This window comes from Sphingomonadaceae bacterium OTU29LAMAA1 (genome assembly GCA_024072375.1).
Taxonomy (GTDB): Bacteria; Pseudomonadota; Alphaproteobacteria; order Sphingomonadales; family Sphingomonadaceae; genus Sphingomonas.
The window spans coordinates 3,953,151-3,976,633 of sequence record CP099617.1 but is presented as its reverse complement, the minus strand read 5'-3'; the positions used below and the strand labels follow the sequence as shown (position 1 = coordinate 3,976,633).

Annotated in this window: 28 protein-coding genes and 2 tRNA genes; 11 read left to right on the top strand and 19 right to left on the bottom strand. The window is 65.2% G+C overall.

What is annotated here, in order from left to right; translation table 11 throughout:
- The first annotated feature begins 314 nt into the window (after window positions 1-314).
- Complete coding sequence (locus NF699_19230; protein ID USU05132.1) at window positions 315-1,643, top strand: sorbosone dehydrogenase family protein; 1,329 nt, start codon at window positions 315-317, stop codon at window positions 1,641-1,643.
- A 109-nt stretch (window positions 1,644-1,752) separates the two neighbouring features.
- Here NF699_19230 and NF699_19225 read toward each other — a convergent pair whose 3' ends face one another.
- Window positions 1,753-1,971, bottom strand: coding sequence for a hypothetical protein (locus NF699_19225; GenBank protein USU05131.1), 219 nt, complete (start codon window positions 1,969-1,971; stop codon window positions 1,753-1,755).
- A gap of 301 nt (window positions 1,972-2,272) precedes the next feature.
- On the opposite strand from NF699_19225, the gene NF699_19220 reads away from it, so the two are divergent.
- Window positions 2,273-2,488 carry a cold shock domain-containing protein gene (locus NF699_19220; protein USU05130.1) on the top strand — a complete coding sequence of 72 codons (216 nt, stop codon included), beginning with the start codon at window positions 2,273-2,275 and terminating at the stop codon, window positions 2,486-2,488.
- 41 nt (window positions 2,489-2,529) lie between these two features.
- On the opposite strand, the gene NF699_19215 is transcribed toward NF699_19220, so the two are convergent.
- The 3 genes from NF699_19215 to NF699_19205 form a co-directional block, all read right to left on the bottom strand.
- Window positions 2,530-2,865, bottom strand: a complete 336-nt coding sequence (locus NF699_19215) for a heavy metal-binding domain-containing protein (GenBank protein USU05129.1) — start codon at window positions 2,863-2,865, stop codon at window positions 2,530-2,532.
- Window positions 2,866-3,067: 202 nt separating this feature from the next.
- Window positions 3,068-3,143: transfer RNA gene (locus NF699_19210), tRNA-Ala, on the bottom strand.
- An 84-nt stretch (window positions 3,144-3,227) separates the two neighbouring features.
- On the bottom strand, window positions 3,228-3,548 hold the full coding sequence (locus NF699_19205) for a TIGR02300 family protein (protein ID USU05128.1): 321 nt from the start codon (window positions 3,546-3,548) through the stop codon (window positions 3,228-3,230).
- A gap of 109 nt (window positions 3,549-3,657) precedes the next feature.
- On the opposite strand from NF699_19205, the gene aroA reads away from it, so the two are divergent.
- The 7 genes from aroA (at window position 3,658) to NF699_19170 (ending at window position 10,459) form a co-directional block, all read left to right on the top strand.
- Entirely contained in the window at window positions 3,658-4,995 is a 1,338-nt protein-coding gene (gene aroA / locus NF699_19200) for a 3-phosphoshikimate 1-carboxyvinyltransferase (GenBank protein USU05127.1), read from the top strand.
- Window positions 4,992-5,639, top strand: coding sequence for a (d)CMP kinase (gene cmk, locus NF699_19195; protein ID USU05126.1), 648 nt, complete (start codon window positions 4,992-4,994; stop codon window positions 5,637-5,639). The genes aroA and cmk overlap by 4 nt, the downstream gene beginning before the upstream one ends.
- A 652-nt stretch (window positions 5,640-6,291) precedes the next feature.
- The gene (gene rpsA / locus NF699_19190) at window positions 6,292-8,010 is read left to right on the top strand and encodes a 30S ribosomal protein S1 (GenBank protein ID USU05125.1); all 1,719 of its coding nucleotides are present in this window, start codon (window positions 6,292-6,294) and stop codon (window positions 8,008-8,010) included.
- A 128-nt stretch (window positions 8,011-8,138) separates the two neighbouring features.
- The gene (locus NF699_19185; protein ID USU05124.1) at window positions 8,139-8,417 is read left to right on the top strand and encodes an integration host factor subunit beta; all 279 of its coding nucleotides are present in this window, start codon (window positions 8,139-8,141) and stop codon (window positions 8,415-8,417) included.
- A gap of 87 nt (window positions 8,418-8,504) precedes the next feature.
- Window positions 8,505-8,588, top strand: a tRNA-Leu gene (locus tag NF699_19180).
- A 227-nt stretch (window positions 8,589-8,815) separates the two neighbouring features.
- Entirely contained in the window at window positions 8,816-10,027 is a 1,212-nt protein-coding gene (locus NF699_19175) for an ABC transporter substrate-binding protein (GenBank protein ID USU05123.1), read from the top strand.
- 27 nt (window positions 10,028-10,054) lie between these two features.
- A complete protein-coding gene (locus NF699_19170) occupies window positions 10,055-10,459 on the top strand; it encodes a DUF4112 domain-containing protein (GenBank protein ID USU07154.1) in 405 nt (134 codons plus the stop codon).
- A 23-nt stretch (window positions 10,460-10,482) separates the two neighbouring features.
- On the opposite strand, the gene NF699_19165 is transcribed toward NF699_19170, so the two are convergent.
- The 3 genes from NF699_19165 to nadC all read right to left on the bottom strand — a co-directional run bounded on the left by NF699_19165 (window position 10,483) and on the right by nadC (window position 12,552).
- Window positions 10,483-11,196: a ribonuclease T gene (locus tag NF699_19165; GenBank protein USU05122.1), complete on the bottom strand. Its 714-nt coding sequence runs from the start codon at window positions 11,194-11,196 to the stop codon at window positions 10,483-10,485.
- Window positions 11,193-11,642: a hypothetical protein gene (locus NF699_19160; GenBank protein ID USU05121.1), complete on the bottom strand. Its 450-nt coding sequence runs from the start codon at window positions 11,640-11,642 to the stop codon at window positions 11,193-11,195. The genes NF699_19165 and NF699_19160 overlap by 4 nt, the downstream gene beginning before the upstream one ends.
- Before the next feature lie 64 nt (window positions 11,643-11,706).
- Window positions 11,707-12,552 (bottom strand): carboxylating nicotinate-nucleotide diphosphorylase, encoded by an 846-nt coding sequence (gene nadC / locus NF699_19155; GenBank protein USU05120.1) that lies wholly within the window; start codon window positions 12,550-12,552, stop codon window positions 11,707-11,709.
- Between the two features lie 83 nt (window positions 12,553-12,635).
- Between nadC and NF699_19150 the strand changes: the two genes are divergently transcribed.
- Window positions 12,636-12,785, top strand: a complete 150-nt coding sequence (locus tag NF699_19150) for a hypothetical protein (protein USU05119.1) — start codon at window positions 12,636-12,638, stop codon at window positions 12,783-12,785.
- Between the two features lie 3 nt (window positions 12,786-12,788).
- Here NF699_19150 and nadA read toward each other — a convergent pair whose 3' ends face one another.
- The 9 genes from nadA to NF699_19105 form a co-directional block, all read right to left on the bottom strand.
- Window positions 12,789-13,796, bottom strand: coding sequence for a quinolinate synthase NadA (nadA, locus tag NF699_19145; GenBank protein USU05118.1), 1,008 nt, complete (start codon window positions 13,794-13,796; stop codon window positions 12,789-12,791).
- Between the two features lie 32 nt (window positions 13,797-13,828).
- Window positions 13,829-14,572, bottom strand: a complete 744-nt coding sequence (locus NF699_19140; GenBank protein USU05117.1) for a DUF4230 domain-containing protein — start codon at window positions 14,570-14,572, stop codon at window positions 13,829-13,831.
- Window positions 14,554-15,411 (bottom strand): MBL fold metallo-hydrolase, encoded by an 858-nt coding sequence (locus NF699_19135; GenBank protein ID USU05116.1) that lies wholly within the window; start codon window positions 15,409-15,411, stop codon window positions 14,554-14,556. Before NF699_19135 ends, NF699_19140 begins: the two co-directional genes overlap by 19 nt.
- 95 nt (window positions 15,412-15,506) lie before the next feature.
- Window positions 15,507-17,042: a M56 family metallopeptidase gene (locus NF699_19130; protein ID USU05115.1), complete on the bottom strand. Its 1,536-nt coding sequence runs from the start codon at window positions 17,040-17,042 to the stop codon at window positions 15,507-15,509.
- Window positions 17,039-17,407: a BlaI/MecI/CopY family transcriptional regulator gene (locus NF699_19125; GenBank protein ID USU05114.1), complete on the bottom strand. Its 369-nt coding sequence runs from the start codon at window positions 17,405-17,407 to the stop codon at window positions 17,039-17,041. Before NF699_19125 ends, NF699_19130 begins: the two co-directional genes overlap by 4 nt.
- A gap of 291 nt (window positions 17,408-17,698) precedes the next feature.
- On the bottom strand, window positions 17,699-18,949 hold the full coding sequence (locus NF699_19120) for a glycosyltransferase (protein ID USU05113.1): 1,251 nt from the start codon (window positions 18,947-18,949) through the stop codon (window positions 17,699-17,701).
- Window positions 18,950-18,962: 13 nt separating this feature from the next.
- Window positions 18,963-19,289: a Grx4 family monothiol glutaredoxin gene (grxD, locus tag NF699_19115; protein ID USU05112.1), complete on the bottom strand. Its 327-nt coding sequence runs from the start codon at window positions 19,287-19,289 to the stop codon at window positions 18,963-18,965.
- An 11-nt stretch (window positions 19,290-19,300) separates the two neighbouring features.
- Window positions 19,301-19,531 carry a BolA/IbaG family iron-sulfur metabolism protein gene (locus NF699_19110; protein ID USU05111.1) on the bottom strand — a complete coding sequence of 77 codons (231 nt, stop codon included), beginning with the start codon at window positions 19,529-19,531 and terminating at the stop codon, window positions 19,301-19,303.
- A gap of 4 nt (window positions 19,532-19,535) precedes the next feature.
- On the bottom strand, window positions 19,536-19,859 hold the full coding sequence (locus tag NF699_19105; GenBank protein USU05110.1) for a DUF1476 domain-containing protein: 324 nt from the start codon (window positions 19,857-19,859) through the stop codon (window positions 19,536-19,538).
- A gap of 185 nt (window positions 19,860-20,044) precedes the next feature.
- Between NF699_19105 and NF699_19100 the strand changes: the two genes are divergently transcribed.
- Window positions 20,045-20,197: a hypothetical protein gene (locus tag NF699_19100; protein USU05109.1), complete on the top strand. Its 153-nt coding sequence runs from the start codon at window positions 20,045-20,047 to the stop codon at window positions 20,195-20,197.
- A gap of 38 nt (window positions 20,198-20,235) precedes the next feature.
- Here the strand turns inward: NF699_19100 and NF699_19095 are convergent, their stop codons facing one another.
- The 3 genes from NF699_19095 to leuC all read right to left on the bottom strand — a co-directional run bounded on the left by NF699_19095 (window position 20,236) and on the right by leuC (window position 23,369).
- Complete coding sequence (locus tag NF699_19095) at window positions 20,236-21,234, bottom strand: NADPH:quinone oxidoreductase family protein (protein ID USU05108.1); 999 nt, start codon at window positions 21,232-21,234, stop codon at window positions 20,236-20,238.
- Complete coding sequence (leuD, locus tag NF699_19090) at window positions 21,197-21,826, bottom strand: 3-isopropylmalate dehydratase small subunit (GenBank protein ID USU05107.1); 630 nt, start codon at window positions 21,824-21,826, stop codon at window positions 21,197-21,199. Before leuD ends, NF699_19095 begins: the two co-directional genes overlap by 38 nt.
- Before the next feature lie 103 nt (window positions 21,827-21,929).
- A complete protein-coding gene (gene leuC, locus NF699_19085; protein ID USU05106.1) occupies window positions 21,930-23,369 on the bottom strand; it encodes a 3-isopropylmalate dehydratase large subunit in 1,440 nt (479 codons plus the stop codon).
- Window positions 23,370-23,483 lie beyond the last annotated feature (114 nt).

The following is a 23,483-nucleotide window of genomic DNA, read 5'->3' as shown; positions in this document are numbered from 1 at the left end:
CGGCGCCGATAAACGAACCACACTCCAGCACCTCCGAACCGACGTGCCGTCGACAGTCGGGATCGACCGGACGTTCTGTTCTACCTCGTCACCCCGGACGTGTTCCGGGGTCGACGGTGCCGTGACGGAATGACCGGGGTCTCCAGCTTCTCCCGTAGCCGCACGCTGGACTTCGGAAGACGTCCGGGGTGACGATGCCCTTGAAAGTGTCTCGATCCTGCCCCGATCCTGCCGGGCAGCCTGCAACGCTGAATGTCGATCCGCCGCAGGAAGACCCCCTTCCACTCCCCCCCGGCCGCCCCTATCGTGCGTCCATGCTGAAGCACGTCCTGCGCCTCGCCGCGCTCCTCGCCGTTATCGCCGTGGCCGTGGTGGTCTATCTTGCGTGGCCCGACACCGCGCAGGTGCCGTTCGAGCGGATCACCGGCAAGCGCCCGCAGATCACGCAACCGCGGATCCAGACGTTGCCGACGGTGAAGGTCGCCGATGTCGTCGGATGGCAGGGCACCCAGACCCCCGTCCCTGCCGCCGGCCTGACGGTCAAGGCGTTCGCGAAGAACCTCGACCACCCCCGCTGGCTCTATCGGCTGCCCAACGGCGATGTGCTCGTCGCCGAAACCAACTCGCCCCCGCGCGAGGGTGGCGGTATCCAGGGCTGGGTGATGGGCAAGCTGATGAGCAAGGCCGGTGCCGGCGTTCCCTCCGCCAACCGCATCACCCTGCTCCGCGACAGCGATGGTGATGGCGTCGCGGATCAGCGTCATGTGTTCATGACCGGGCTCAATTCGCCGACCGGCATGGCGCTGCTCGACGGCCAGCTTTACGTTGCCAACACCGATGCACTCGTTCGCGTACCCTATACCGAGGGCGCGACGCGCATCGCTGCCAGACCGGAACTGGTGGTCAAGCTGAACGGGGGCGGCAATCACTGGGCCCGCACGCTCGTTCCCGCCCCCGATGGCCGCACCTTGTTCGTCGGCGTCGGATCGGCCTCGAACATCGCCGAAAACGGTCTCGATGCCGAGAAATTCCGTGCCAACATCCTGCAGGTCTATCCGCAGCAAAAGACGTTCCGCGTCTACGCATCCGGCCTGCGCAATCCGCAGGGGATGGCGATCAGCCCGTTCAACCAGCAACTCTGGACCGTCGTCAACGAACGCGACATGCTGGGTTCGGATCTTGCACCCGATTATTTGACGCAGGTCGAACTGGGCGACCAGTTCGGCTGGCCGTGGTTCTATTGGGGCGGCTACCCCGACACCCGCGTCGAACCCGCCCGGCCCGAATTGCAGCAATATTCGAAGCGCCCCGATTACGCGCTCGGACCGCATGTCGCAGCGCTCGGACTGACCTTTGCCGGCGACGTCAAGCTCGGCGGCCGCTTTGCGCAGGGTGCGTTCATCGGCGAACACGGCTCATGGAATCGCAAGCCGGTGTCGGGCTACAAGGTGGTCTTCGTCCCCTTCGCCGCCCGCGGCTTCCCGGTCGAGGGCGCCAGGCCGGTCGACGTCCTCTCGGGCTTCCTCGACAAGGACGGCAAAGCACACGGCCGCCCCGTCGGCGTCACCGCCGACCGCACCGGCGCACTGCTCGTGGCGGACGATGTCGGCAACACGATCTGGCGGGTCGCGGCGAAGAAATAACGAAAAAGCCCCTCCTCTTCAGAGGAGGGGTTGGGGCGGAGGAGTAACCGAACCTCCGAGATCTCAGGTAAATCGGTGCCTATTGCCCCGCTTCACCCCGCCGGCGTCGTCACACCATCCGCAGGCGCAGCGGCGTCCGCTCGACGTTGCCCGACAGCACCTTCTTGCCGAACACGCGAGACATCGCTGCGGCCGCATCGCCGTTCATGAACACCACACGCGTGCCGCCCGACGCCAGCGTCTCGATCGCGCTGATCGGCGCCTTGTGCTTCAGGCACAGGGCCTCGACATCGGATTTGCTGGCATTGACGTTGATGGCGCGCGACATGCGGGTCTCCCAATCGGAAAGCGGGAGCGCATAGTATCTCTCAGTCGGATCATGCTCGAAGAAGGGCAATCCGATGCGACGCAAATGGCCCTTATAAGGACATGGCGCAACCCCGGGCTGGCGCACGGTCCCCCCGCCCCTTGCCGAATCCGCGATCATGCGCCATATGGGGCAGGCTAGAGTCGCACATCGACGGTCTACGGTGCTTTGCGGCTCCCTCTTCCTTCCTTCCCTGCTTCGCGCGCAATTTCGCGCATCGGTAATCGTACCGTCGCGCGGCATGAGTAGAAAGGATACTGCCATGAGCAGCATCACCGGCACTGTAAAGTTCTTCAACGCCGACAAGGGCTATGGCTTCGTCGCACCCGACACGGGCGGCGCCGATGCGTTCGTCCACATCACGGCGGTGGAACGCGCCGGCATGGCGACGCTGAACCAGAATCAGCGTATCAGCTACGACCTGGAGCAGGACCGTCGGGGCAAGACCTCGGCCGTCAACCTTCAGCCGGTCGACTGATCGCGTGGCGGGGGCGTACACCGCCCCCGCCGCACCTTCGGCTATCGTGCGGCCGAACTCTCGAACTTGATTGCGGTACCGGTCGCGTTGGTCTTGCCCCAGCTGACCGCCGTCACATGCGAATTGCCGTAGCGCGCGTTGATCACCGCATCCGCGCCCATCTTCTCGGCCCGCTCCCACAATTCCCGAAACACCTTGGCCTCCGACGACGCCTTGCTGAAGACCGTCGCCTTGCGCACCCCCGCCCTCACCTCACCAATGATCCGGTACGGCCGATCGGCGATGTCCCCGGCGAACACCGGCACGCCGACAGCCTCGTTGACCAGCACATAGGCCGGCTTGTCCTTTGCCGTCGCTCCGCCGACAACGCCGAACATCAAGGCCGCCGCAGCGGCAACTCTCCACATCCTTTGCATATCCATGTCGCCCCCGGCATCGCGTGATGCGATGCACCGGACGCATGCTCTCCTCGCGTCGAAACGACGTCAAGGATTGCGTCTCACGACGATGAATCCGATGAGGAATTTGCCACGCCCGGCGAGGGGCTCAACCGTCAATAACAGCTGCGTCGGAACCGGATGGTGGAGCCGAGGGGGATCGAACCCCTGACCTCTGCAATGCCATTGCAGCGCTCTCCCAGCTGAGCTACGGCCCCATCCGTTCCGGGAGGCGACCCACTAGCGGGGGCACCGGGGCATGGCAAGCGGGGAAATTCCGCTCACCATGCCTTTTTCACGAATTAATGTTCGTCGTCGTTCGCGGGCGCTTCCACGCCCAGATCGTCGTCGCCACCCAGATCGACCTCGTCGTCGGCCGAGGGCTCTTCCTCTTCGCCCAACGCTTCCAGATCCTCGTCCTCACCCTCGAGGTCGCGGTCGGCTTCCTTCGTGTCCGGCTTGGCCTGCTCGAACGGCAGCGGCTGCTTGGACTTCAGGATGGGTTCGGGATTCCATGTCGACCCGCAGTTGATGCAGGTGACGGGATCGTCCTTTTCGAGGTCGTAGAAGCGCGTCGCGCATTTCGGGCACGTACGCTTCGTGCCCCATTCCGGCTTGATCATGCCGCGGTGTGCCTTTCGGAATTGGGTGTCGCAGGCTAAAGTCGCCCTTAGCCCGAGAGGTGGGCGGCGCCTTGCCATAGCGCAAGGTGGCTGTCAAAGCCCCCGGCCCATGGCGCACCCCCTTCCCCAGGAACTGAGCGTAGGCCCGCGCGGCCCGCTGACCGGCACGATCACCGTCCCCGGCGACAAGTCGATCAGCCACCGATCGCTGATGTTCGCCGCGCTCGCGGTCGGCACCAGCCACATCACCGGCCTGCTGGAGGGCGAGGACGTGCTCGCCACCGCCGCCGCCCTGCGCGCGATGGGCGCGACGATCGAGCGCACCGGCGAAGGGACGTGGCAGGTCGACGGCGTCGGCGTCGGCGGGCTGCTCCAGCCGGCGACCGCGCTGGAGATGGGCAACAGCGGCACCTCGACCCGCCTGCTGATGGGCGTCGTCGCCAGCCACCCGATCACCGCCACCTTCACCGGCGACGCCTCGCTGTCGGGCCGCCCGATGGGCCGCGTCATAGAACCGCTGAGCCAAATGGGCGCGGACATCACCGCCAGCCCCGGCGGCACATTGCCGCTGATGGTCCGCGGCCTCTGCCCCGCGGTACCGATCACCTACACGCTCCCCGTCGCCTCGGCGCAGGTGAAGTCCGCGGTGCTGCTCGCCGGCCTCAACACGCCGGGCATCACCCGCGTGCATGAACCCGTCGCCACCCGCGACCATAGCGAGCGCATGCTGCGCGGCTTCGGCGCGGATATTACCGTCGAGGAAAGCGACGAAGGCCGCATCATCGCGATCACCGGAGAGGCCGAGCTGCAGCCGCAGACGATCACCGTTCCCGGCGACCCCTCGTCCGCCGCCTTCTGGCTGGTCGCCGCCTCGATTGTTCCCGGCTCCGACATTCTGGTCGGCAACGTCGGTCTCAACGTCACCCGCACCGGCCTGATCGCCGCGCTGCGCCTGATGGGCGCCGACATCACCGAATGCGACGCGCGCGAAGTCGGCGGCGAACCCGTCGCCGACCTGCGCGTCCGTCACGCCACCCTCACCGCGATCGACGTGCCCCCCGACCTCGCGCCGAGCATGATCGACGAATATCCCGTCCTGTTCGTTGCCGCCGCCTTCGCGAAGGGCCGCACCGTCGCCCGCGGCGCGCACGAACTGCGCGTCAAGGAATCGGACCGCATCGCCGCGATGAAGGACGCGCTCGAAGCCTGCGGCGTCGCTTGCGAGGAATTCGAGGACGGCCTCGCCATCACCGGCACCGGCGGCGACGCCATTCCCGGTGGCGCTCGCATCGCCTCGAAACTCGATCATCGCATCGCAATGAGCCTGACCGTCGCTGGACTTCACGCCGCAAAGCGGATCACGATCGACGACGTGAGCCCGGTGGCGACCAGCTATCCCGTGTTCTATCAGTCGCTTGATGCGCTTACCGGGGGAGCGGAAGCATGATTATCGCCGTGGACGGCCCCGCCGCATCGGGCAAAGGCACGATCGCAAAGGCGCTCGCCCGCCATTACGGCCTGCCCCATCTCGATACCGGGCTTCTGTATCGCGCCGTTGCGCTGACCGTACAGCGTATGGAGCTCGACCCCGCGAAGGAGGCCGACGCGGTCGCCGCCTGCGACTTCGACGACGCGCTGCTCGCCGACCCGGCGCTACGGACGGACGAGATCGGCCAGCTCGCTTCGATCGTCTCCGCCCACCCGCTCGTCCGCGCCGCGCTGCTGCACCGCCAGAAGCGCTTCGCCCGCCAGCCCGGCGGCGCCGTACTCGACGGCCGTGACATCGGCACGGTGATCGCCCCCGACGCCGACGCCAAATTGTTCGTAAAGGCCACCCCCCAGATCCGCGCCCAACGCCGTCACAAGGAACTGCAAGGCCACGGCTCCACGGTCAGCTTCGACAAAGTCCTCACCGACATCCGCGGCCGCGACGCCCGCGACTCCGGCCGGTCCACCGCACCGCTGATGATGGCGGGCGATGCGGCGCTGCTCGACACGAGCTTCCTGTCGATCGACGCCAGCGTGCAGAAGGCGATCACATTGGTCGAGGTACGGCGGGTGCGCGCCGTGAGTGCTACCGAACCGCATTAATCGGTAGGATGCGGACGTTTAGCCGTTCGTGAATACGTGCGCTATGAACGCACCGGTCAGGCCCCAGGCGAAGACGCCCCATAATACCATCGCCGCCAAGACTCCACCGATAGCAACCTTCCGGATCGACATATTCACCTCCCAGCGTCGTCGACGGTGTATTAGCTGAGCGGTGCACGTCAAGAGCCCGCGGCGCATCGGTTAGCATCCGCGATTGCGTAGAAACGGCGGTCCGCCAATCCTCCCGCTGTCCTACACGTCCCCGATCTGCCATCCCCGCATCATGTGCCATCCCCGTCTCTCTGCCCTCTCATCCCGAGGACAGGCGCGGGGGCGTGTCCGACCGCGACGTAGTGTCAACTTCGCCAACTTCCGCGCGCCACAGCACCCGAATCGTTCCCACCCCGCAACCTTGCCAAAACGCCTGTTTTCCCCTAAGCGGCCAGGGTCCGGCGAGCAGGTGCTCGCGGAGGTAGGCGTGATCGGCTCGACCGTTCGCGCCCTTTTCGCATGATGCGCATCGCTCATCCTCCGCCTGAACCCGCCCGATGGATGCCGCGACCGGCATGGGGTCGCCGCGGCGTTTTCAGCCAAGACCAGCGGAACCAACCGCTTGGCCGGAAACAGTTAAACCTGAGGACACTCTAACCCTATGGCTACCCAGCCCACTCCTACCCGCGACGATTTCGCCGCGATGCTCGATGACATGTTCGGCGGTGCCGACAGCTTCGAGGGCCGCGTGGTGCACGGCACCGTCACCGCGATCGAAAACGACATGGCCGTCATCGACGTCGGTCTGAAGTCCGAAGGCCGCGTGCCGCTGCGCGAATTCGCCGCACCGGGCCAGAAGGCCGAGCTGAATGTCGGCGACGAAGTCGAAGTGTACGTCGACCGCGTCGAGAACATGCACGGCGAAGCGATGCTCAGCCGCGACCGCGCCCGTCGCGAAGCCGCATGGGACAAGCTCGAACTCGAATTCAGCAAGACCGCCCGTGTCGAGGGTGTCATCTTCGGCCGCGTCAAGGGCGGCTTCACCGTCGACCTGTCGGGCGCCGTCGCGTTCCTGCCAGGGTCGCAGGTCGATATCCGTCCGGTGCGTGACGTCACGCCGCTGATGGACATCCCCCAGCCGTTCCAGATCCTGAAGATGGACCGCAAGCGCGGCAACATCGTCGTGTCGCGTCGCGCAGTGCTGGAAGAAACCCGCGCCGAGCAGCGTTCGGGCCTGATCCAGAGCCTGGCCGAGGGTCAGATCATCGACGGCGTCGTCAAGAACATCACCGATTACGGTGCGTTCGTCGACCTGGGCGGCATCGACGGCCTGCTGCACGTCACCGACCTGTCGTACAAGCGCGTCAATCATCCCTCGGAGATGATCGCGATCGGCGACACCGTGAAGGTGCAGATCATCCGCATCAACAAGGACACGCAGCGCATCAGCCTCGGCATGAAGCAGCTCGAGTCCGATCCGTGGGATGGCGCGTCGGCCAAGTATCCGATCGGCGCCAAGCTGTCGGGCCGCGTCACGAACATCACCGAATATGGTGCGTTCGTCGAGCTGGAAGCGGGCATCGAGGGCCTCGTCCACGTGTCGGAAATGTCCTGGACCAAGAAGAACGTCCATCCGGGCAAGATCGTCTCGACTTCGCAGGAAGTCGATGTCGTCGTGCTCGAGGTCGACGAGGACAAGCGTCGCATCAGCCTCGGCCTCAAGCAGGCGCAGAACAATCCTTGGGAGGCGTTCGCGTCTGCCCATCCGATCGGTTCGACCGTCGAGGGCGAAGTCAAGAACGCGACCGAGTTCGGCCTGTTCATCGGTCTGGACAACGACGTCGACGGCATGGTCCACATGTCGGACATCGCCTGGGGCGTATCGGGTGAGGATGCCCTCAACCTGCACCGCAAGGGCGAGACGGTTCAGGCCGTCGTGCTCGACATCGATGCAGAGAAGGAGCGCATCAGCCTCGGCATGAAGCAGCTCGAGCGCGGCGGGCCTTCGGCCGGCGGCATCGCGGCGGCTGGCGACAAGCTGAACAAGAACGCGATCGTCACCGTGACCGTTCTCGAAGTCCGCGACGCGGGCCTCGAAGTGCAGCAGGGCGACGATGGCGCGACCGGCTTCATCAAGCGTACCGATCTGGGACGCGATCGTGACGAACAGCGGCCGGAGCGTTTCCAGGTCGGGCAGAAGTTCGATGCGATGGTGACCGGCTTCGATCGTTCGAAGAAGCCGACCTTCTCGATCAAGGCGATGCAGATCTCCGAGGAAAAGCAGGCGGTTGCGCAGTACGGTTCGTCCGACTCGGGCGCGACCCTCGGCAACATCCTGGGCGAGGCTCTCAAGGCCCGCTCGGACGCCGAGAAGAAGTAAGATGCGGGGCCGCCATCCTCTGGGTGGCGGCCCTGTTTTTTATCGCATCGGTTACGGATCGGCCCTATGCGTGACGCCCATTGATCTCTATCAAGCCTTGGCTGCATAGAACCGGGGGGAGTCTTGCGATGATACGTTCCGAATTGGTCCAGACTTTGTGCGAAAAGAATCCGGGCCTGTCAGGGCAGGATATCGAATCGATCGTAGCGACGTTCTTCGACGAGATATCACGTCGGCTCGCGGCGAATGGCCGCGTTGAATTGCGCGGTTTCGGCGCCTTCTCCACGCGCTCCCGCGATGCTCGCATCGGTCGCAATCCCCGCACCGGCGAAACCGTGGACGTCGATGCAAAGCGGGTGCCCTATTTCAAGCCCGGCAAGGAAATGCGCGCCCGCCTCAACGTGTGAGCGGACCGCCACGTCGATCGATCCGGCGCTTAACGGATCTTATCGGCTTGACGGCGCAGCCCGGCTGCGCTTGTCGTCACCCGGTGCGCGGACGTGGCGAAATCGGTAGACGCTTCCGACTTAAAATCGGCTTCCTCTGGAGTACGGGTTCGAGTCCCGTCGTCCGCACCATCGGTCTCCTGCTCGGGCTGACTAGTATCTCGCTGGCCGGATGCGATCGTCGTCCCGATTCGGGGCCCGTCGTTGTCAGCGCGATCGGCGCCCCGCCCCGCCTCGTCGATCCGGCACGCGGCCGGCTGGACACGCCATCGCGGCTGCTGCTGGATGCGACCGCCGAGGGACTGGTCCGCTTCGATGCCGCTGGGCAGATCGAGCCGGGGCTCGCCGAACGATGGATCGTGATCGATCAGGGGACGAGCTACATCTTCCGGCTGCGAGACGCGCGATGGCCCGATGGCAGCGCGGTGACTGCGGATCAGATCGTCGATCGGTTACGCCGTCAGCTCCGGCCTGGATCACGCAACCCGCTCACGCCATTCCTCACCGCGGTCGACGAGATCGTAACGATGACGCCACAGGTCATCGAAGTGCGTCTGCGCCGCCCCCGCCCCGATCTGTTGAAGCTGTTCGCGCAGCCCGAACTGGCGTTGTGGCAGAACGGGACGGGCGGCGGCGCGGGACCGATGCGGGTCGTGCAGGCGATGCGCAGCCCGCTGCTGCGTCCGGCCTTCGACCCCAATCGTGCCGATCCTGAAGATCAGCGTCAGACCCGTCCGGAACAGGACGTCAGACTGATTGGCGAGCGGGCCGCGCGGGCGATCGTCCGCTTCGCCGCCCGCGATTCGGATTACGTCGCCGGCGGCACATTCGTGGACTGGCCGCTGATCGCTTTTTCCGGCGTCGCCCCGGCCAACATCCGGGTCGATCCTGCCGCCGGTCTGTTCGGCCTCGCGATCGTCAACCGCGACGGGTTCCTCGCCGATCCTTCCCATCGCGCGGCAATCAGTGGCGCGATCGATCGCGTCGCGGTGGCTGGTGCGATCATGCAGGGCTGGGAACCCGCCGAGCGTATCCTGCCGGACATGCTCGACTCGGCGCTGCCGCCGGCGCTACCGGGATGGTCGCTGTTGACCCCGGCCGATCGACGCGATCAGGCTCGCGCCCGGGTTGCTGCCTGGTCCGGGGGACCGGTGCGACTGCGGATTGCCCTGCCGTCCGGACCGGGTGCGACAACATTGTATGCGCAGATCGCCGCGTCGCTGCTGGGCGTCGGCATCATTCCGGTTCGCGTGAGCCTGACCGACGACAGCGATTTGCGCCTCGTCGATCTGGTCGCGCCGTACGATAGCGCACGCTGGTATCTTGCGAATGCCTGTGCGGTGTGCGGGGATGAGGCGCGAACCGCGTTGATCGCGGCGCGCGATGCGAATTCATTGATCGAACGGTCGCGGCTGATCGCGGCCGCCGACGCCGCACTTGCAGTCGATGCCGCCTTCATTCCGATCGCCCGCCCGCTGCGGTGGTCGCTTGTCGCGATGCGACTGAGACAATGGCGGCCGAACACGCGCGCGTGGCACCCGTTGAACAGGCTTCGCGACGACACCAGATAGAGGCGCATGACCACCCGCCCCCGTCCGATGGACGTCCGCCCCATGCTAGACACCCTGCCGATCGGTCGCGACGCTGCTGCGGTGCGTATCCGCATCGAGGCCATGGAGCGGGTCATGGAGGGGCTGTTCACGCTTCCGGGGACCAATCGCAAGCTGGGCCTCGACGCGTTGCTCAGTCTGATCCCGGTGGCCGGTAGTACGGTCGCAGCGGTGATCGGATCGTGGCTGGTGTGGGAGGCGCGCAACCTCGGCATGTCGAAGGTGCAGATGGCACGTATGTTCGGCAACGTCGGCCTAGACTGGGCAATGGGTGCGATCCCCTTCATCGGCGCGGTACCCGACTTCTTCTTTCGATCGAACACGCGCAACCTGAAGATCATCCGCCGGCATCTGGATCGCCATCATCCCGCCACCGCGACGATCGTCAACTGACGATTGCCGCCGCGGGGAGCGGTCTAGCGCCCTCCGCGCCAGATCTTGACGGTGGCACCCGGATTGAGGCCGCCCTGATGCGCCGGGCATCGCCGATACCGGAATGCCGTATCGAGGCAGATCCAGACCTCATCCAGCCAGTTCTGCCGGTTCGCCGTGATCCGCATCATATCGGCGCGCAGGCCGGGATTGGCGCCGGCGATCGCCCGTGCCAGTCGTCCGGCCGTTAGCGGTGCCCGCGACAGCGCGTCCATATCGGGATAGCGCAACGCGGCATACAGCCCTGTCGAGCGCTTAAAATAGCTCTCTGGACGATATCCCGGCATACAAGTGCCGTGCTTCGCCCATTCGTGCTGGAGCAATTGCGCCGACGGCGTTGTGCAGATGTTGGCGCGGATCACGTTGCGCGACAGGACCGGTGTCGTACGACAATATTGCGGCCATTCCTTGCCGATGCCGTCCGGCCACAGCCCGTGCAGCGTGAATCCGAAGCGATTACCCGCGCCGCACTGAAACCGCGCGGAGGCGTCGCGCGCGTGGTCTCTGCAATATTGCGGCGCCCAGGTCACCGCGAGCGTATAGCTGCCGATCGGGCGCTGCCGGACCGGCTGCCGGCTATCGGGGAGATCGGGACGGGGCCGCGGGATCGTTCCCGGTGCGGCACAGCGGTAGGCCTGCCCGTGTGCGACGACAGGCGACATTAACGCGATCAACGCCGCCAATGTACGGCCGATCATACGCGCGGTGCATCCACATAGTCATCGTCGTCCAGCCCTTCGCCCAGCCAGACTTTGGCATCCGGCCTGAACAGCATCACCGCGGCAGCGATGTAGAGGATGTTCGCGAGCAGGCCGAGGATCACCTGGACGCTGGCAGGCGAGCGTCCCGTGCCGACGAGGAACAGCGCCGACAGCACACCGAATACCCCGAATGCCGCGAACACCACCTGCACCCACTTTGCGACGACGCTGGGACGGCGAACGATGAAGAACCACAGCAGGATACCGATCGCCAGACCGATGACCTGCATCGTCGGCAGCAGCCAGCCCGCATTCGCCAGCATGGGACTGGCAGCAAGCACCGCCTGTGACGTCTGCCAGTTAAGCGCGGTGTTGATCAGCCCCAGGATGATCGACGCCCAATAGAATTGCTCAAAACGTGCGATGGACGGCGGCTTGCTCATGACGTTCCCCTGCATGTGATACGTCGCAGCCTAGCCGACGATCGACACCGTGCAAGCCGATCGATCATGCCAGCACGAAATCGAGGCCGATGTCCGCTGCGGGCGCGGACTGGGTGAGACGCCCGACCGAGACATAGGTGACGCCGGTGTCGGCGATGGCACGGATCGTATCGAGCTGGACGCCCCCGGATGCCTCGGTAGGGACACGCCCCGCAACGATCCCGACCGCCTCGCGCAGCGTAGCCGGTTCCATGTTGTCGAGCAGAAGATGCGTTGCCCCGGCGGCGAGCGCGGGCGCAATCTGGTCGATCCGGTCGACCTCCACGATGATCCGGGCGATCCCCGCCGCGACAGCGCGCCGTACCGCCACATCGACGCCGCCCGCGACGGCCACGTGATTGTCCTTGATCATCGCCGCATCCCATAGCCCCATGCGGTGGTTCCGGGCGCCGCCGGTGCGGGTGGCGTATTTCTCCAGACGACGAAGGCCAGGAATGGTCTTGCGTGTGTCGAGCAGCACCGCACCCGTGCCGGCGATCGCGTCGACATAGGTGCGCGTCAGCGTGGCGATTCCGGACAGATGCTGCACGGTGTTGAGCGCGGACCGTTCCGCCGTCAGCATCGCCCGCGCCGATCCCGACAGCCGCAACAGGTCGGTGCCCGCCGGAACGCGATCACCGTCCATCACCAGACTTTCGATGACGATCGTCGGATCGAGCGCCCGGAAGAACGCCTCGGCGATTCCAAGGCCGGCCGCGACGATCGTTTCACGCGTGCCCATCACCCCGATGAACCGCGCGTCCGCATCGATTACCGCGGCCGAGGTTATGTCGCCCCCCGCCCCCAAATCCTCGGCCAGCGTAGCTGCGACGAACGCGTCGCAGTCGAAACCATCCAGACGAAAGGTCATTATTCGTATACCATGTCGCGAATCGACGGAACGAATGGTGTGATCATCGGTTTGGCGTCCAAATCGGGGTGGGACATACGAATATGGATAAGCGTGCGGCGATGACGGAGCTGGATCGCCTGTTGACCACTGCGTTGCGGCTGGCGGACGACCTCGACATGACGATGGTCGCGATCCATATCGACGAAGCGCGCAACCTGCTTGCCACGTCGGATATAACGCCCGCGCATTGACGATCAGTCGCCGGTAACCGGCACCGCGGTCCGGGGTCCGAGATCGCCCTGCCCTACCGTCGTTGATGCCATGGCGAGCATCGCATCCAGGCTCGTTTTTGCCTTCAGCCGCAACGATTCCTCGATCTCGATCCGCGGCTGCAGATCCCGCAACGCGACATACAGCTTTTCCAATGTATTAAGCGCCATGTATGGGCAGATGTTGCAGTTGCAATTGCCGTCCGCTCCCGGAGCGCCGATGAAGCGCTTGGTCGGCATCGCCTTTTCCATCTGGTGGATGATGTGCGGTTCGGTCGCGACGATCAGGGTATCGCCCGGCATGGCATTGGCGAATTCAAGGATACCACGTGTCGATCCGACGTAATCGGCGTGATCGAGGATCACCGCCGGACATTCGGGATGCGCGGCGACCGGCGCGCCCGGGTGCTGCGCCTTCAGCTTCAGCAACTCCGTCTCGCTGAACGCCTCGTGCACGATGCACACGCCCGGCCAGAGCAACATCTCGCGCCCGGTCTTGCGCTGAAGATACCCCCCGAGGTTGCGGTCGGGCCCGAAGATGATCTTCTGATCGCGCGGCAACTGCGCCAGGATCGTCTCCGCCGACGACGAGGTGACGATGATGTCGCTGAGCGCCTTCACCTCGGTCGAGCAGTTGATGTACGTCAGCGCGATATGGTCAGGATGCGCGGCACGGAACGCGGCGAACTGATCGGGCGGACAACTGTCTTCCAGCGAACAGCCGGCATCCATATCGGGCAGGACGACGATCTTGTCAGGGCTGAGGATCTTCGCCGTCTCCGCCATGAAGCGCACACCACAAAATGCGATGACGTCCGCGTCGGTCGCCTGCGCCTTGCGGCTGAGGTCGAGACTGTCGCCGACATAGTCCGCCAGGTCCTGCAATTCCGGCTTCTGGTAATAATGCGCAAGAATGACGGCGTTGCGATCCTTGCGAAGGCGCTCGATCTCGGCGCGAAGGTCGAGCCCCGCGAAGCTTTTGGTCAGTTCCATGATACCCCTGTTAGGCGAACTTCGCGTCGCCCTCAACGCGTGTTGCCGAGCACCTCTTCCAGCGAGCGGCTGGTGTCCCAGCGTTCGGTCGATGAAACCGGGTCTCCGGCGAAGCTCACCTTGACGTTCGCATCGATCCCGGCCGCGCGCAGGGGCATCGCGAAACTGCTTTCCACGGCACGACGCGTCGCGTCCCGGGCAAGCTTCATCGGCGTCGCGTCGCGGGCCTGACGGACCAGCTCCGCCTGCCCCGCGCGCCGGTTGGCGGCATCAAGCCGGCTGTCCGCATCGGTCAGCCGCGAAAGGATGCCGCCGGTGCCATATTCGCGTATCGCCGTCATATCGACCTGTGGTCCGTCCAGCTCGATCGGCGGCAGCCTGACCGACAGTGTCCGCGTTTCGGCATTCCACGCGACGTCGCGTTGCGTCAATTTGCCGAGATCGACTTCGTAGCGGACCATACCGGGCATGATCAGCGTCTTTTCCGTCGACAGCCCGAGTTGCGACTGCCGCGATGTCGTCACCGCCACGAAACGGGCGGCGAAAGCCGAAAGACGGTTCTGTTCGCGCAGTCCCTCAAGACTCGCGCTGGCGACGGTGGTCGGATCGGGCGACAGGCGGCGCTCGACATACCGCTGCACGCCCCACAATCCGATCAGGAACGCAAGGCCCAGCAGGATGATGACGCCGACCGCCTTGCCGAGAAACGATCCGGTCGCACCGCGCGCAGACGGGACCGATGCGGGAGCAGGGTCGTTCACGCCGCCGTCCGCCATGTGTCGTCCTCCTCATCGACCATGCCGCGCCCGCGCAGGTCGTACAGATGCGCCAGTACCGATCGCTCCGCCGCCGGGATCAACCGCGGGTCGAGCCCGACGTACATGCGCGCAGTAATCGGGCCGAGGTGCAACGGGGCCTGGCGCAGCAGGCGAAGGATCTGCCCCTCGCGCTGCCTGCGATGCCCGAGCATGCCGCGGACCAGTCGCTGCGGGTTCTCCACCGCCTCGCCGTGTCCGGGATAATAGATCCGGTCATCGCGCCCCAATAGCTTGTCGAGGCTCGCCATATACTGCCCCATGTCGCCGTCAGGCGGTGAGATCACGCTCGTCGCCCATCCCATCACATGATCGCCCGAAAACAGCGCCTTTGTTTCCGGCAGCGCGAAGGCGAGATGATTGGAGGTGTGACCGGGCGTGGCGACCGCTTCCAACGTCCAGCCGTCACCCGCGACGCTGTCGCCTTCCGTCAGGATACGGTCGGGCGTATAGTCCATGTCAAATGCCGCATCCAGACGCGGGCTGTCGCTGACGATGTGGCCGGGCGCGGCGCCGACGATCGGCGCGCCGGTGGCTGCGGCGAGCAACCGGCTGCCGGGACTGTGATCGCGGTGATGATGGGTGACCACGATCGCGCGTACCGGGCGGCCGTTGATGACCCGCATCAGCGCCTCGATATGTACATCGTCTGCGGGGCCGGGATCGATTACGGCCAGATCGCACGTGCCGACGACGTGGGTCTGCGTACCACCGTTGGTGTACGGCGAGGGATTGGTCGCGAGCACCCGTGAGACGAGCGGCTCGAGCTGGATCGGGATACCGGTCGGATGCTCAGCCATCGTCACCGATGTGGCGCGATGCGTGCTGCAACGCAAGGGGCGACCTCCCCCGCGCATGGCAGGAGAGGTCGCGCGCGGGACCGAACGGATCGGGATCAATCCTTGTCGGGCGACGCCATTTCGGTGCGCAGCTCGGCGACGGCCGCGTCCATCTCGGCGAGTGCCTCCTTGCGGTCCGCATCGTTCATGTCGCGGTTGCCGGCAATGCTGGCACGCGATGCCTGCACGCTAGCGAGGGCGGTCTCCATCGCATTGCGTCGGATCTGTTCGACGTTCACCGCGGCGGCGCCCCCGGCGGACACCATACTCTCGATCCGATTGGTGCAGATCACCATCGTGCGCTTCTCGCCCTTTGTCGCGTGAACAACGATCTCCTTGGGGCCGCCATCTCTGCCGTTGGTGCAGCTGCGTTCGGTGACTTCGGGCGCCATCTTCAGCGAGCGATCGACCATTTGCTGGATTGCCTCGTCGTCGAACGTCCCGTCGGGCGCGGATGTATAGGTGTTGACCTTGCCATCCTTGCCGACGCGATTGACGACGATGCGCTTTGGCGATTTGGCGGCGACGGGCGGCTGCGGTGCTTCGAGCGGTTGCGGTGCGGCGACGCCGTTCGGCAGCGGCGGCGCCGGCGGTGCGGGCGGTACGGCCTGCATGTCTACGCCCAGCGTCTCACCGACCCGGCCGCCTAGCGCGGCGGCCGCGCTGGTGCCGGAGGCAGTCAGCCCAAGACCGGCGAGGACGAGAGCGGAGACGAGCGCGCCTCCAGCGGCGAGGCGACGACGCGAGCGTGGCGAGGTGGATAGCATCCGTATTCTCCCTTTCAGATCATCGATGGTATGAAGGTGGCAAGCCGCGGACACCGCGCCGCCGTGCGCCGCCTTGACGATTGCACAGGCGTAGGCGTGACGATCGATCGTCGATCGGCCGGCCAGCACACGGGCGTCATTGGCGAGTTCCTGATCGGCACGGAAAGCGCGGAAGGCGCGCCAGGCAATCGGATTGAACCAATGGATCGCCAGCACGGCGAGCGCGACCCAGTTCGCGATCAGGTCGCCGCGCTGATGGTGGCCGATCTCATGCTCCAGGGCCAGCTCACGCTCATCGGCGTCGTAGCGATCGGCGAAATCGAGCGGAAAGGCGACATACCGGCGCAGCACGCCGAACGCGAGCGGCCCGGTCGCGACATCGCTGGCGATGACGTGCACGCCCCGCACTTCCTCGACCGCCGCGGCGGAGCCGAGCAGGCGCCGGCAGAAACGGGTATGGCTGGTGAGATGCCAGAGTAGGAAGCCCAGCGCTCCCAGCGCCCATAATCCGCCGACGATGAGGCCGATCGACAGCCCGGACGCAGCGGTCGCCGTCCCGGTCGCGCTGCCCTCGACGACGAAGATCGTCAGTGTCTCGCTCGCCTGCGAGACCGGGGTGACGGCGGCTTGCCGCCAAGCATCGGGCAAGGGCGGCAGCAGCAGCCGCAGCACCGGCAGCGCCCAAAGCGCATAACCGACCTGCGGGCCGAAAGTGTTGCGTACCGGACCGCGCATCAGCATCACCAGCACCATCAGGACGGTCGAGGCGATCAGCGCCTCGACCAGCCACCCGGCCGCATTGGTACCGGCCAGCCAGCCGCTCATTGTTTCAGATCCTTCAGCAGCGCCTCGATCTCGGCGATATCCTGCGCGGTGAGTTCGTCGCGTTCGGCCAGATGCGCGACCAGTGGGGTCAGCTTGCCGCCGAACAGCCGGTCAATCAGGCGCTTCGATTCGCCCGAAACGTAATCGCCGCGGGCGACGAGTGGCCGGTAGAGGTAACGGCGCCCATCCTCCTGATGCGCGATCGCCGATTTGGCGAGCAATCGGCCGAGCAACGTTTTGACCGTGTTAGCGCTCCACCCGCGGCCCGGATCAACCCGCTCGGCGACATCCTGCGCCGTGAGCGGCGCCTCATCCCAGAGCACCTCCATGACCGCATGCTCGGCATCGCTGATTCGTTCGGCCACGTGTCGCTCCCTCGTCAATTACAGCTGTAATCGTATTGATTACGGCCGTAGTCAAGAGGGACGATGGAACGACAACCGTTGCGGTGTGCTCGCAATACCGATCGAGTGTCGAGAAGCTTTACACTCCTACGCTCACACCCGATGCCGTTAACCATCGAGAATTCGACGTTCCGCGAAGTTATTGATTTGGCACGTTCCCTGCTAACTCTTCGGGTAGCCGAGCGCTTCGACGCTTCAGCAGGGTGGGTCCGTCGCTATCCCGATCTCGCGCGGATCCACCCGCACCCGGCTTCAGCCCGTCCGCGCCGGCCATAGCATCGGACGCTGCGACCCGGCCCGCATGCGGGCACGCTCTAGCGCTTTGGGATAGATCGTGCCGAACAGATGCGCGAACGTCCGCGACCAACTGAAGTGCGCCTCGACATGCGCCCGTGCGGACGCGCGCATCGCACGGCGATCGTCCTGCCAAAGACGTATTACGTTGGCGGCCATCGCCTCGATATCATCCACTGGCCCGAGCAATCCCAACCCTGCTGGTATCCGCGCCGGCATCGCTCCGCTCGCGACGCCGACCACCGGCAGTCCCGCCGCCTGCGCTTCGATGATCGAAACACCGAACGTCTCGTCCGCCATTGCCGATACGTAGAGATCCGACGACGCAAGCGCCCGTGCCAGACGCGCGCGATCGGTTTCGAATCCGACGAAGGCGACCGGCACATCCGCTGCCTCCCGTTCCAGTTGACCTCGCAGCTTGCCGTCGCCGATCATCACCAGCGCAGCACCGAACGCGGGCGGCAGCAGGCGCATCATCGCGATCAGCCGGTCCGCCCGCTTCTCGTTGTCGATGCGCCCGGCATAGGCCAGCAACGGCCCCGTGCCCGGCAGGCCAAGCTCCGCGCGATAGGTCGCATCCCGCCGCGACGGGTGGAACATCGCCGTATCGACGCCCAGCGACAATACCTCCGTGCGCGTGATCCTGCGTCGGCGCAGCGTATCGCGCGCATCCTCGCCCAGCGTGTAGACGTAGTCGAACTCACGATAGGTGATTTCGGTATAGCCGAGGCTGAGCCAGTAGAAGAACTTGCCTGCCGGCCCGAACAGCGACTGCGCGACGCGGGCGACATGCGCATGGGGGAAGTCGGTTCTATAACCCGCGATCAGCGCTGTCCCGGGATAGGCACGCCGATGCTGGATCGCTGTCCAGGGCAGCACCCACGGGCACAGTGATTCGATCAGGTCGGGACGATAACGAGCCAGCAGCGATCGGACGGCCTGCACGCGCAGGATGAACCGGTAGTTCGGACTGCCACGCACCGGATCGGCCGCGACCTCGGCGAAGATGTGGCGGCCTTCGACGGTGACGCGATCGGCAGGCCCCGGCACGATCTGCAACAGGTGATGCGGCGTCTCCGCCAGCACATAATCGCGCTTTTCGCGCAGATAGGTGCTGATACCGCCCCCGCCACTCGGCGAGTAGCTTTGCGTCAGATCGCAGATAAGCAGCGGGCGATCGTCACGCCCGCCACCACGATCCGGCGGCATGATCGGCGACCGATCAGGCCGCGGCGGCATCGCCCTTCAGGACGGTCGCCAGTTCGCCGCTCTCGTACATCTCCATCATGATATCCGAGCCTCCGACGAATTCGCCATTGGCATACAACTGCGGGATGGTCGGCCAATCCGAATAGGCCTTGATGCCCTGACGGATGCCTTGATCCTGCAACACGTCAACGCTTTCATATTCGACGTTCAGATGATCGAGGATCGCCACCGCCCGGCTGGAGAAGCCGCATTGCGGAAACAGGGGGCTGCCCTTCATGAACAACACCACGGCGTTGTTCTTCACGACTGCATCAATGCGGGCGTTTGTATCGTCGGTCATAGTCCTGGTCCTCAAGCCGCTGCGGTTTTCAATTGCAGCGCGTGCAGTTCGCCGCCCATGCGATGCCCCAGCGCCGCATAGACCGCCTGATGTTGCTTGCGGAGCGGCAGCCCCGCGAAACTCGGCGACACCACGCGCGCCGCATAATGATCGCCGTCGCCGGCGAGATCGGTGATCTCCACGTCCGCATCGGGAATCGCAGCGCGGATCAGGGCAGCGATGTCGTCGGCAGCCATCGGCATCGCGTTATTCCGCCTGCATTAGTTGGCGACGCGCTTCGATCGCCCGTTCGGCCAGCGCACGGCGCACGGTGACATCGTTGGTATCAACCCCTGCAGCGGTCAAATCACCGAGCAACTTGCGCACGACATCCTCATCACCGGCCTCTTCGAAGTCCGCCTGGACCACCGCCTTGGCATAGGCATCAGCCTCTTCCGGCGTCAGTGCCATCTGTTCGGCAGCCCAATGACCCAACAAACGGTTACGCCGCGCGGTGATGCGAAACGTCATTTCCTCCGCCCGGGCGAACTGCGCTTCGTCAGCGCGTCTATGGTCGTCGAACACCGTCATGACCGGCTCACCCCCTTGGTTGGCGTTGCCCACCACATAGGTGCGGGTCGCTACGGACGCAACGGAGCGTCGGAAAAGGACTCCCCAACCCATTCATGTCCGATACCGACATTATGGAACTTTTAAGGCATAGATGCGATATTGAATTGTCGGTATGACGAACGAACCGCCGAAGGAGTAGGATGATGTCGAACTCGTCTGGTACCGTTGCTCTCCGGTCGAATGGATCGAATATCGGACCGTCGCGCGCGACGCCGCTTACCGGCGTCGCCCTGGGACTGGCCATCTCGTTGATGCTCTGGGCGCTGCTATTGGGGACATTCTTCGCGATCCGCTGACGGACGGGCAAGAGTACCGAGATACGGGGTGGTGAACGTCAGTCGACGAACACCACCAGCTTTCCTATCGCCTGCCGGGCCGCCATCTTGGCGATGGCATCCCCGCCCCTTTCGAACGGAAAGGTGTCGGTGACCCGCGGGGCGATTTTGCCTTCGCGCCATAGACGGAACAGCTGCTCGACGTGAGCGGTGTTCGCATTCGGATCACGGGCGGCAAAGGCTCCCCAGAACACCCCGCACACATCGCAGCTTTTCAGCAGCGTCAGGTTAAGCGGCAACTTCGGGATGCCGGCGGGGAAGCCGACGACCAGATAACGTCCCTCCCAGCCGATCGCTCGCAGTGCGGGTTCCGCATAATCGCCCCCGACCGGATCGTAGATGACGTCGAACCCGCCACGCCCACCCAGGGCCTTGAATTGCTCGGCCAGAGCCTTTGATTGCTCCTTGTCGAACGGGGCACGCCCATAGATGAGCGTCCCGTCGGCTCCTGCCGCCCGCGCGGCTGCAGCCTTCTCCTCCGAAGACACCGCCGCGACGACACGCGCGCCATAGGCTTTGCCAAGTTCGATCGCAGCAAGCCCGACTCCGCCTGCCGCGCCTAACACGAGCAACGACTGTCCCGTTTGCAGATGACCGCGATCGAGCAACGCGTGAATGGTCGTGCCATAGGTCAGAATCAAGGCAGCGCCCTCGGCAAAGCTGCGCTCATCGGGCAGATGAAACAATCGCTGCGGGTCGACGACGATCTTGCTGGCGAGACCGCCATGGCCGATGACGCCCATGACGCGGTCGCCGACCTGCCAGTTGGTGACACCCTCGCCCAGTGCTTCGATGACGCCGGCGATCTCGCCGCCGGGCGCGAAAGGACGCTGCGGCTTGAACTGGTATTTGTCCTCGATGATCAGGACATCGGGATAGTTGATCGCGCATGCCTTTACCGCGACAAGGACCTGACCCGCAGCCGGGGTCGGATCGGGCAGTTCCGTCAGCTGTAGAGTTTCAGGTCCGCCCGATGCCGTTGACAGCAATGCCCGCATATCCGCTCCTGCTCGCGACCCAGGGGCGGTGTTGATCCACCGCGCCTTCGAATTTCGAAATCGCGGTATCCTTTGCCATCGTCAGGCCGATCTCGTCCAGCCCCTGCATCAGGCATTGGCGGCGGAAAGCATCAAGTTCGAAGACGAAGCGATCCTGATATGGAGTCGTTACCGTCATCGTTTCCAGATCGACGGTGATCGGCTGATCCTTCGCAACCTCGACCAGCCGATCGACCGCCTCCTGCGGCAATACCACCGGCACGATACCGTTCTTGAAGGCGTTGCCCGAAAATATGTCGGAAAAACTCGGCGCGATCACCGCCTGCACGCCCATGTCGGCAAGCGCCCATGCGGCATGCTCACGGCTCGACCCGCAGCCGAAGTTGTCGCCGGCGATCAGGATCGGTGCGCCGGAATAGCGCGGATCGTCGAACACGTTACCCGGTTGCGCCCGCACCGTTTCGAACGCGCCGCGGGACAGGCCGGTGCGCGTGATCGTCTTCAGCCAATGCGCCGGGATGATGATGTCGGTGTCGATATTCTTGGCACCCCAGGGGTAGGCGGTGCCCGTGACGGTCGTGACCGGCTGCATCAGCGCTGCGTCTTCGCCGGATGGGCGAGCGCCCGCGCGCCCGCGACATATGCGGCGACGCCGCTCATCATCGCACCCGCGACCAGCAGCACAAGGACCTTCTTCACAGCTTTGCTCCCATCAGATCGCGAACGTCGGCGAGGCGCCCGGTCACCGCCGCAGCCGCCGCCATCGCCGGCGACAACAGGTGTGTGCGTGCGCCAGGCCCTTGTCGACCCACGAAATTCCGGTTCGACGTGGAGGCACACCGTTCCCCCGCAGGCACCTTGTCGGGGTTCATCGCCAGACACATCGAACAGCCCGGTTCGCGCCATTCGAAGCCGGCGGACAGGAATACACGGTCGAGCCCTTCCGCTTCCGCCTGCCGCTTGACCAGCCCCGATCCCGGCACCACCATCGCGCGCACGCCGTCGGCGACATGGCGACCGTCGGCGACCGCAGCGGCGGCCCGCAGATCTTCGATCCGGCTGTTGGTGCAACTGCCGATGAAGACGTGCTGCACCGCGACGTCCTGCATCGCGGTACCGGGCGTCAGGCCCATATATTCGAGGCTGCGCTGTGCCGCCGCGCGCTTCGACGGATCGGCGAAGCTGTCCGGCTCCGGCACGAACCCGGTGATCGGCACCACGTCCTCAGGGCTGGTGCCCCAGGTCAGCGCCGGCGCGATATCGGTGGCGTCGAGGCGGACGACCTTGTCGTAGGTCGCGGCCGGATCGGTGGCGAGGCTGCGCCACCAGGCCACCGCCTTGTCCCACGCCTCGCCCTGCGGCACCATCGGCCGCCCCTTGAGATAGGCGAAGGTCAGGTCGTCGGGCGCGACCAGACCGGCCCGCGCGCCGCCCTCGATCGACATGTTGGCGACGGTCATCCGTCCCTCGATCGACATATTTCGGATCACGTCGCCGGTATATTCGATGACGTGACCGGTGCCGCCCGCCGCGCCGATGCGGCCCATGATCGCGAGGATCACGTCCTTGGGGCTGACGCCGAAGCCCAAAGTTCCGTCGACGCGGACCTCCATCGTCTTCGACTGGCTGAGCAACAGCGTCTGCGTCGCGAGCACGTGCTCGACCTCGCTGGTGCCGATGCCGAACGCCAGCGCGCCGAGTGCGCCGTGCGTCGAGGTGTGGCTGTCGCCGCAGACCAATGTCGTGCCCGGCAGGGTGAAGCCCAGTTCCGGGCCGACGACGTGGACGATGCCCTGCTCGGCTGCCGTCGCGTCGATATAGTCGATGCCGAATTCGCTGGTGTTGCGGCGGAGCGCGTCGAGCTGCTGCGCGCTTTCCGGATCGGCGATCGGCAGCAGGCGTCCCGCGGCGTCGACGCGCGGGGTGGTCGGCAGGTTGTGGTCGGGCACGGCGAGCGTCAGTTCGGGACGGCGCACGCGGCGGCCCGCGACCCGGAGCCCTTCGAATGCCTGCGGACTGGTCACCTCATGGACGAGGTGGCGATCGATGTAGATGAGGCAGGTGCCGTCGTCGCGCCGTTCGACGACGTGTGCGGCCCAGATTTTTTCGTACAGCGTTTGCGGTCGGGTAGCCATGATGGCGGCGCGTTAACCGAAAGCTGCGCGAAGGTCGAGGCGGAGTGGCGGATAATTGCTTGGGGGCATGCGACCATCCCTGCGTCACCCCGGACTTGTTCCGGGGTCCACTTT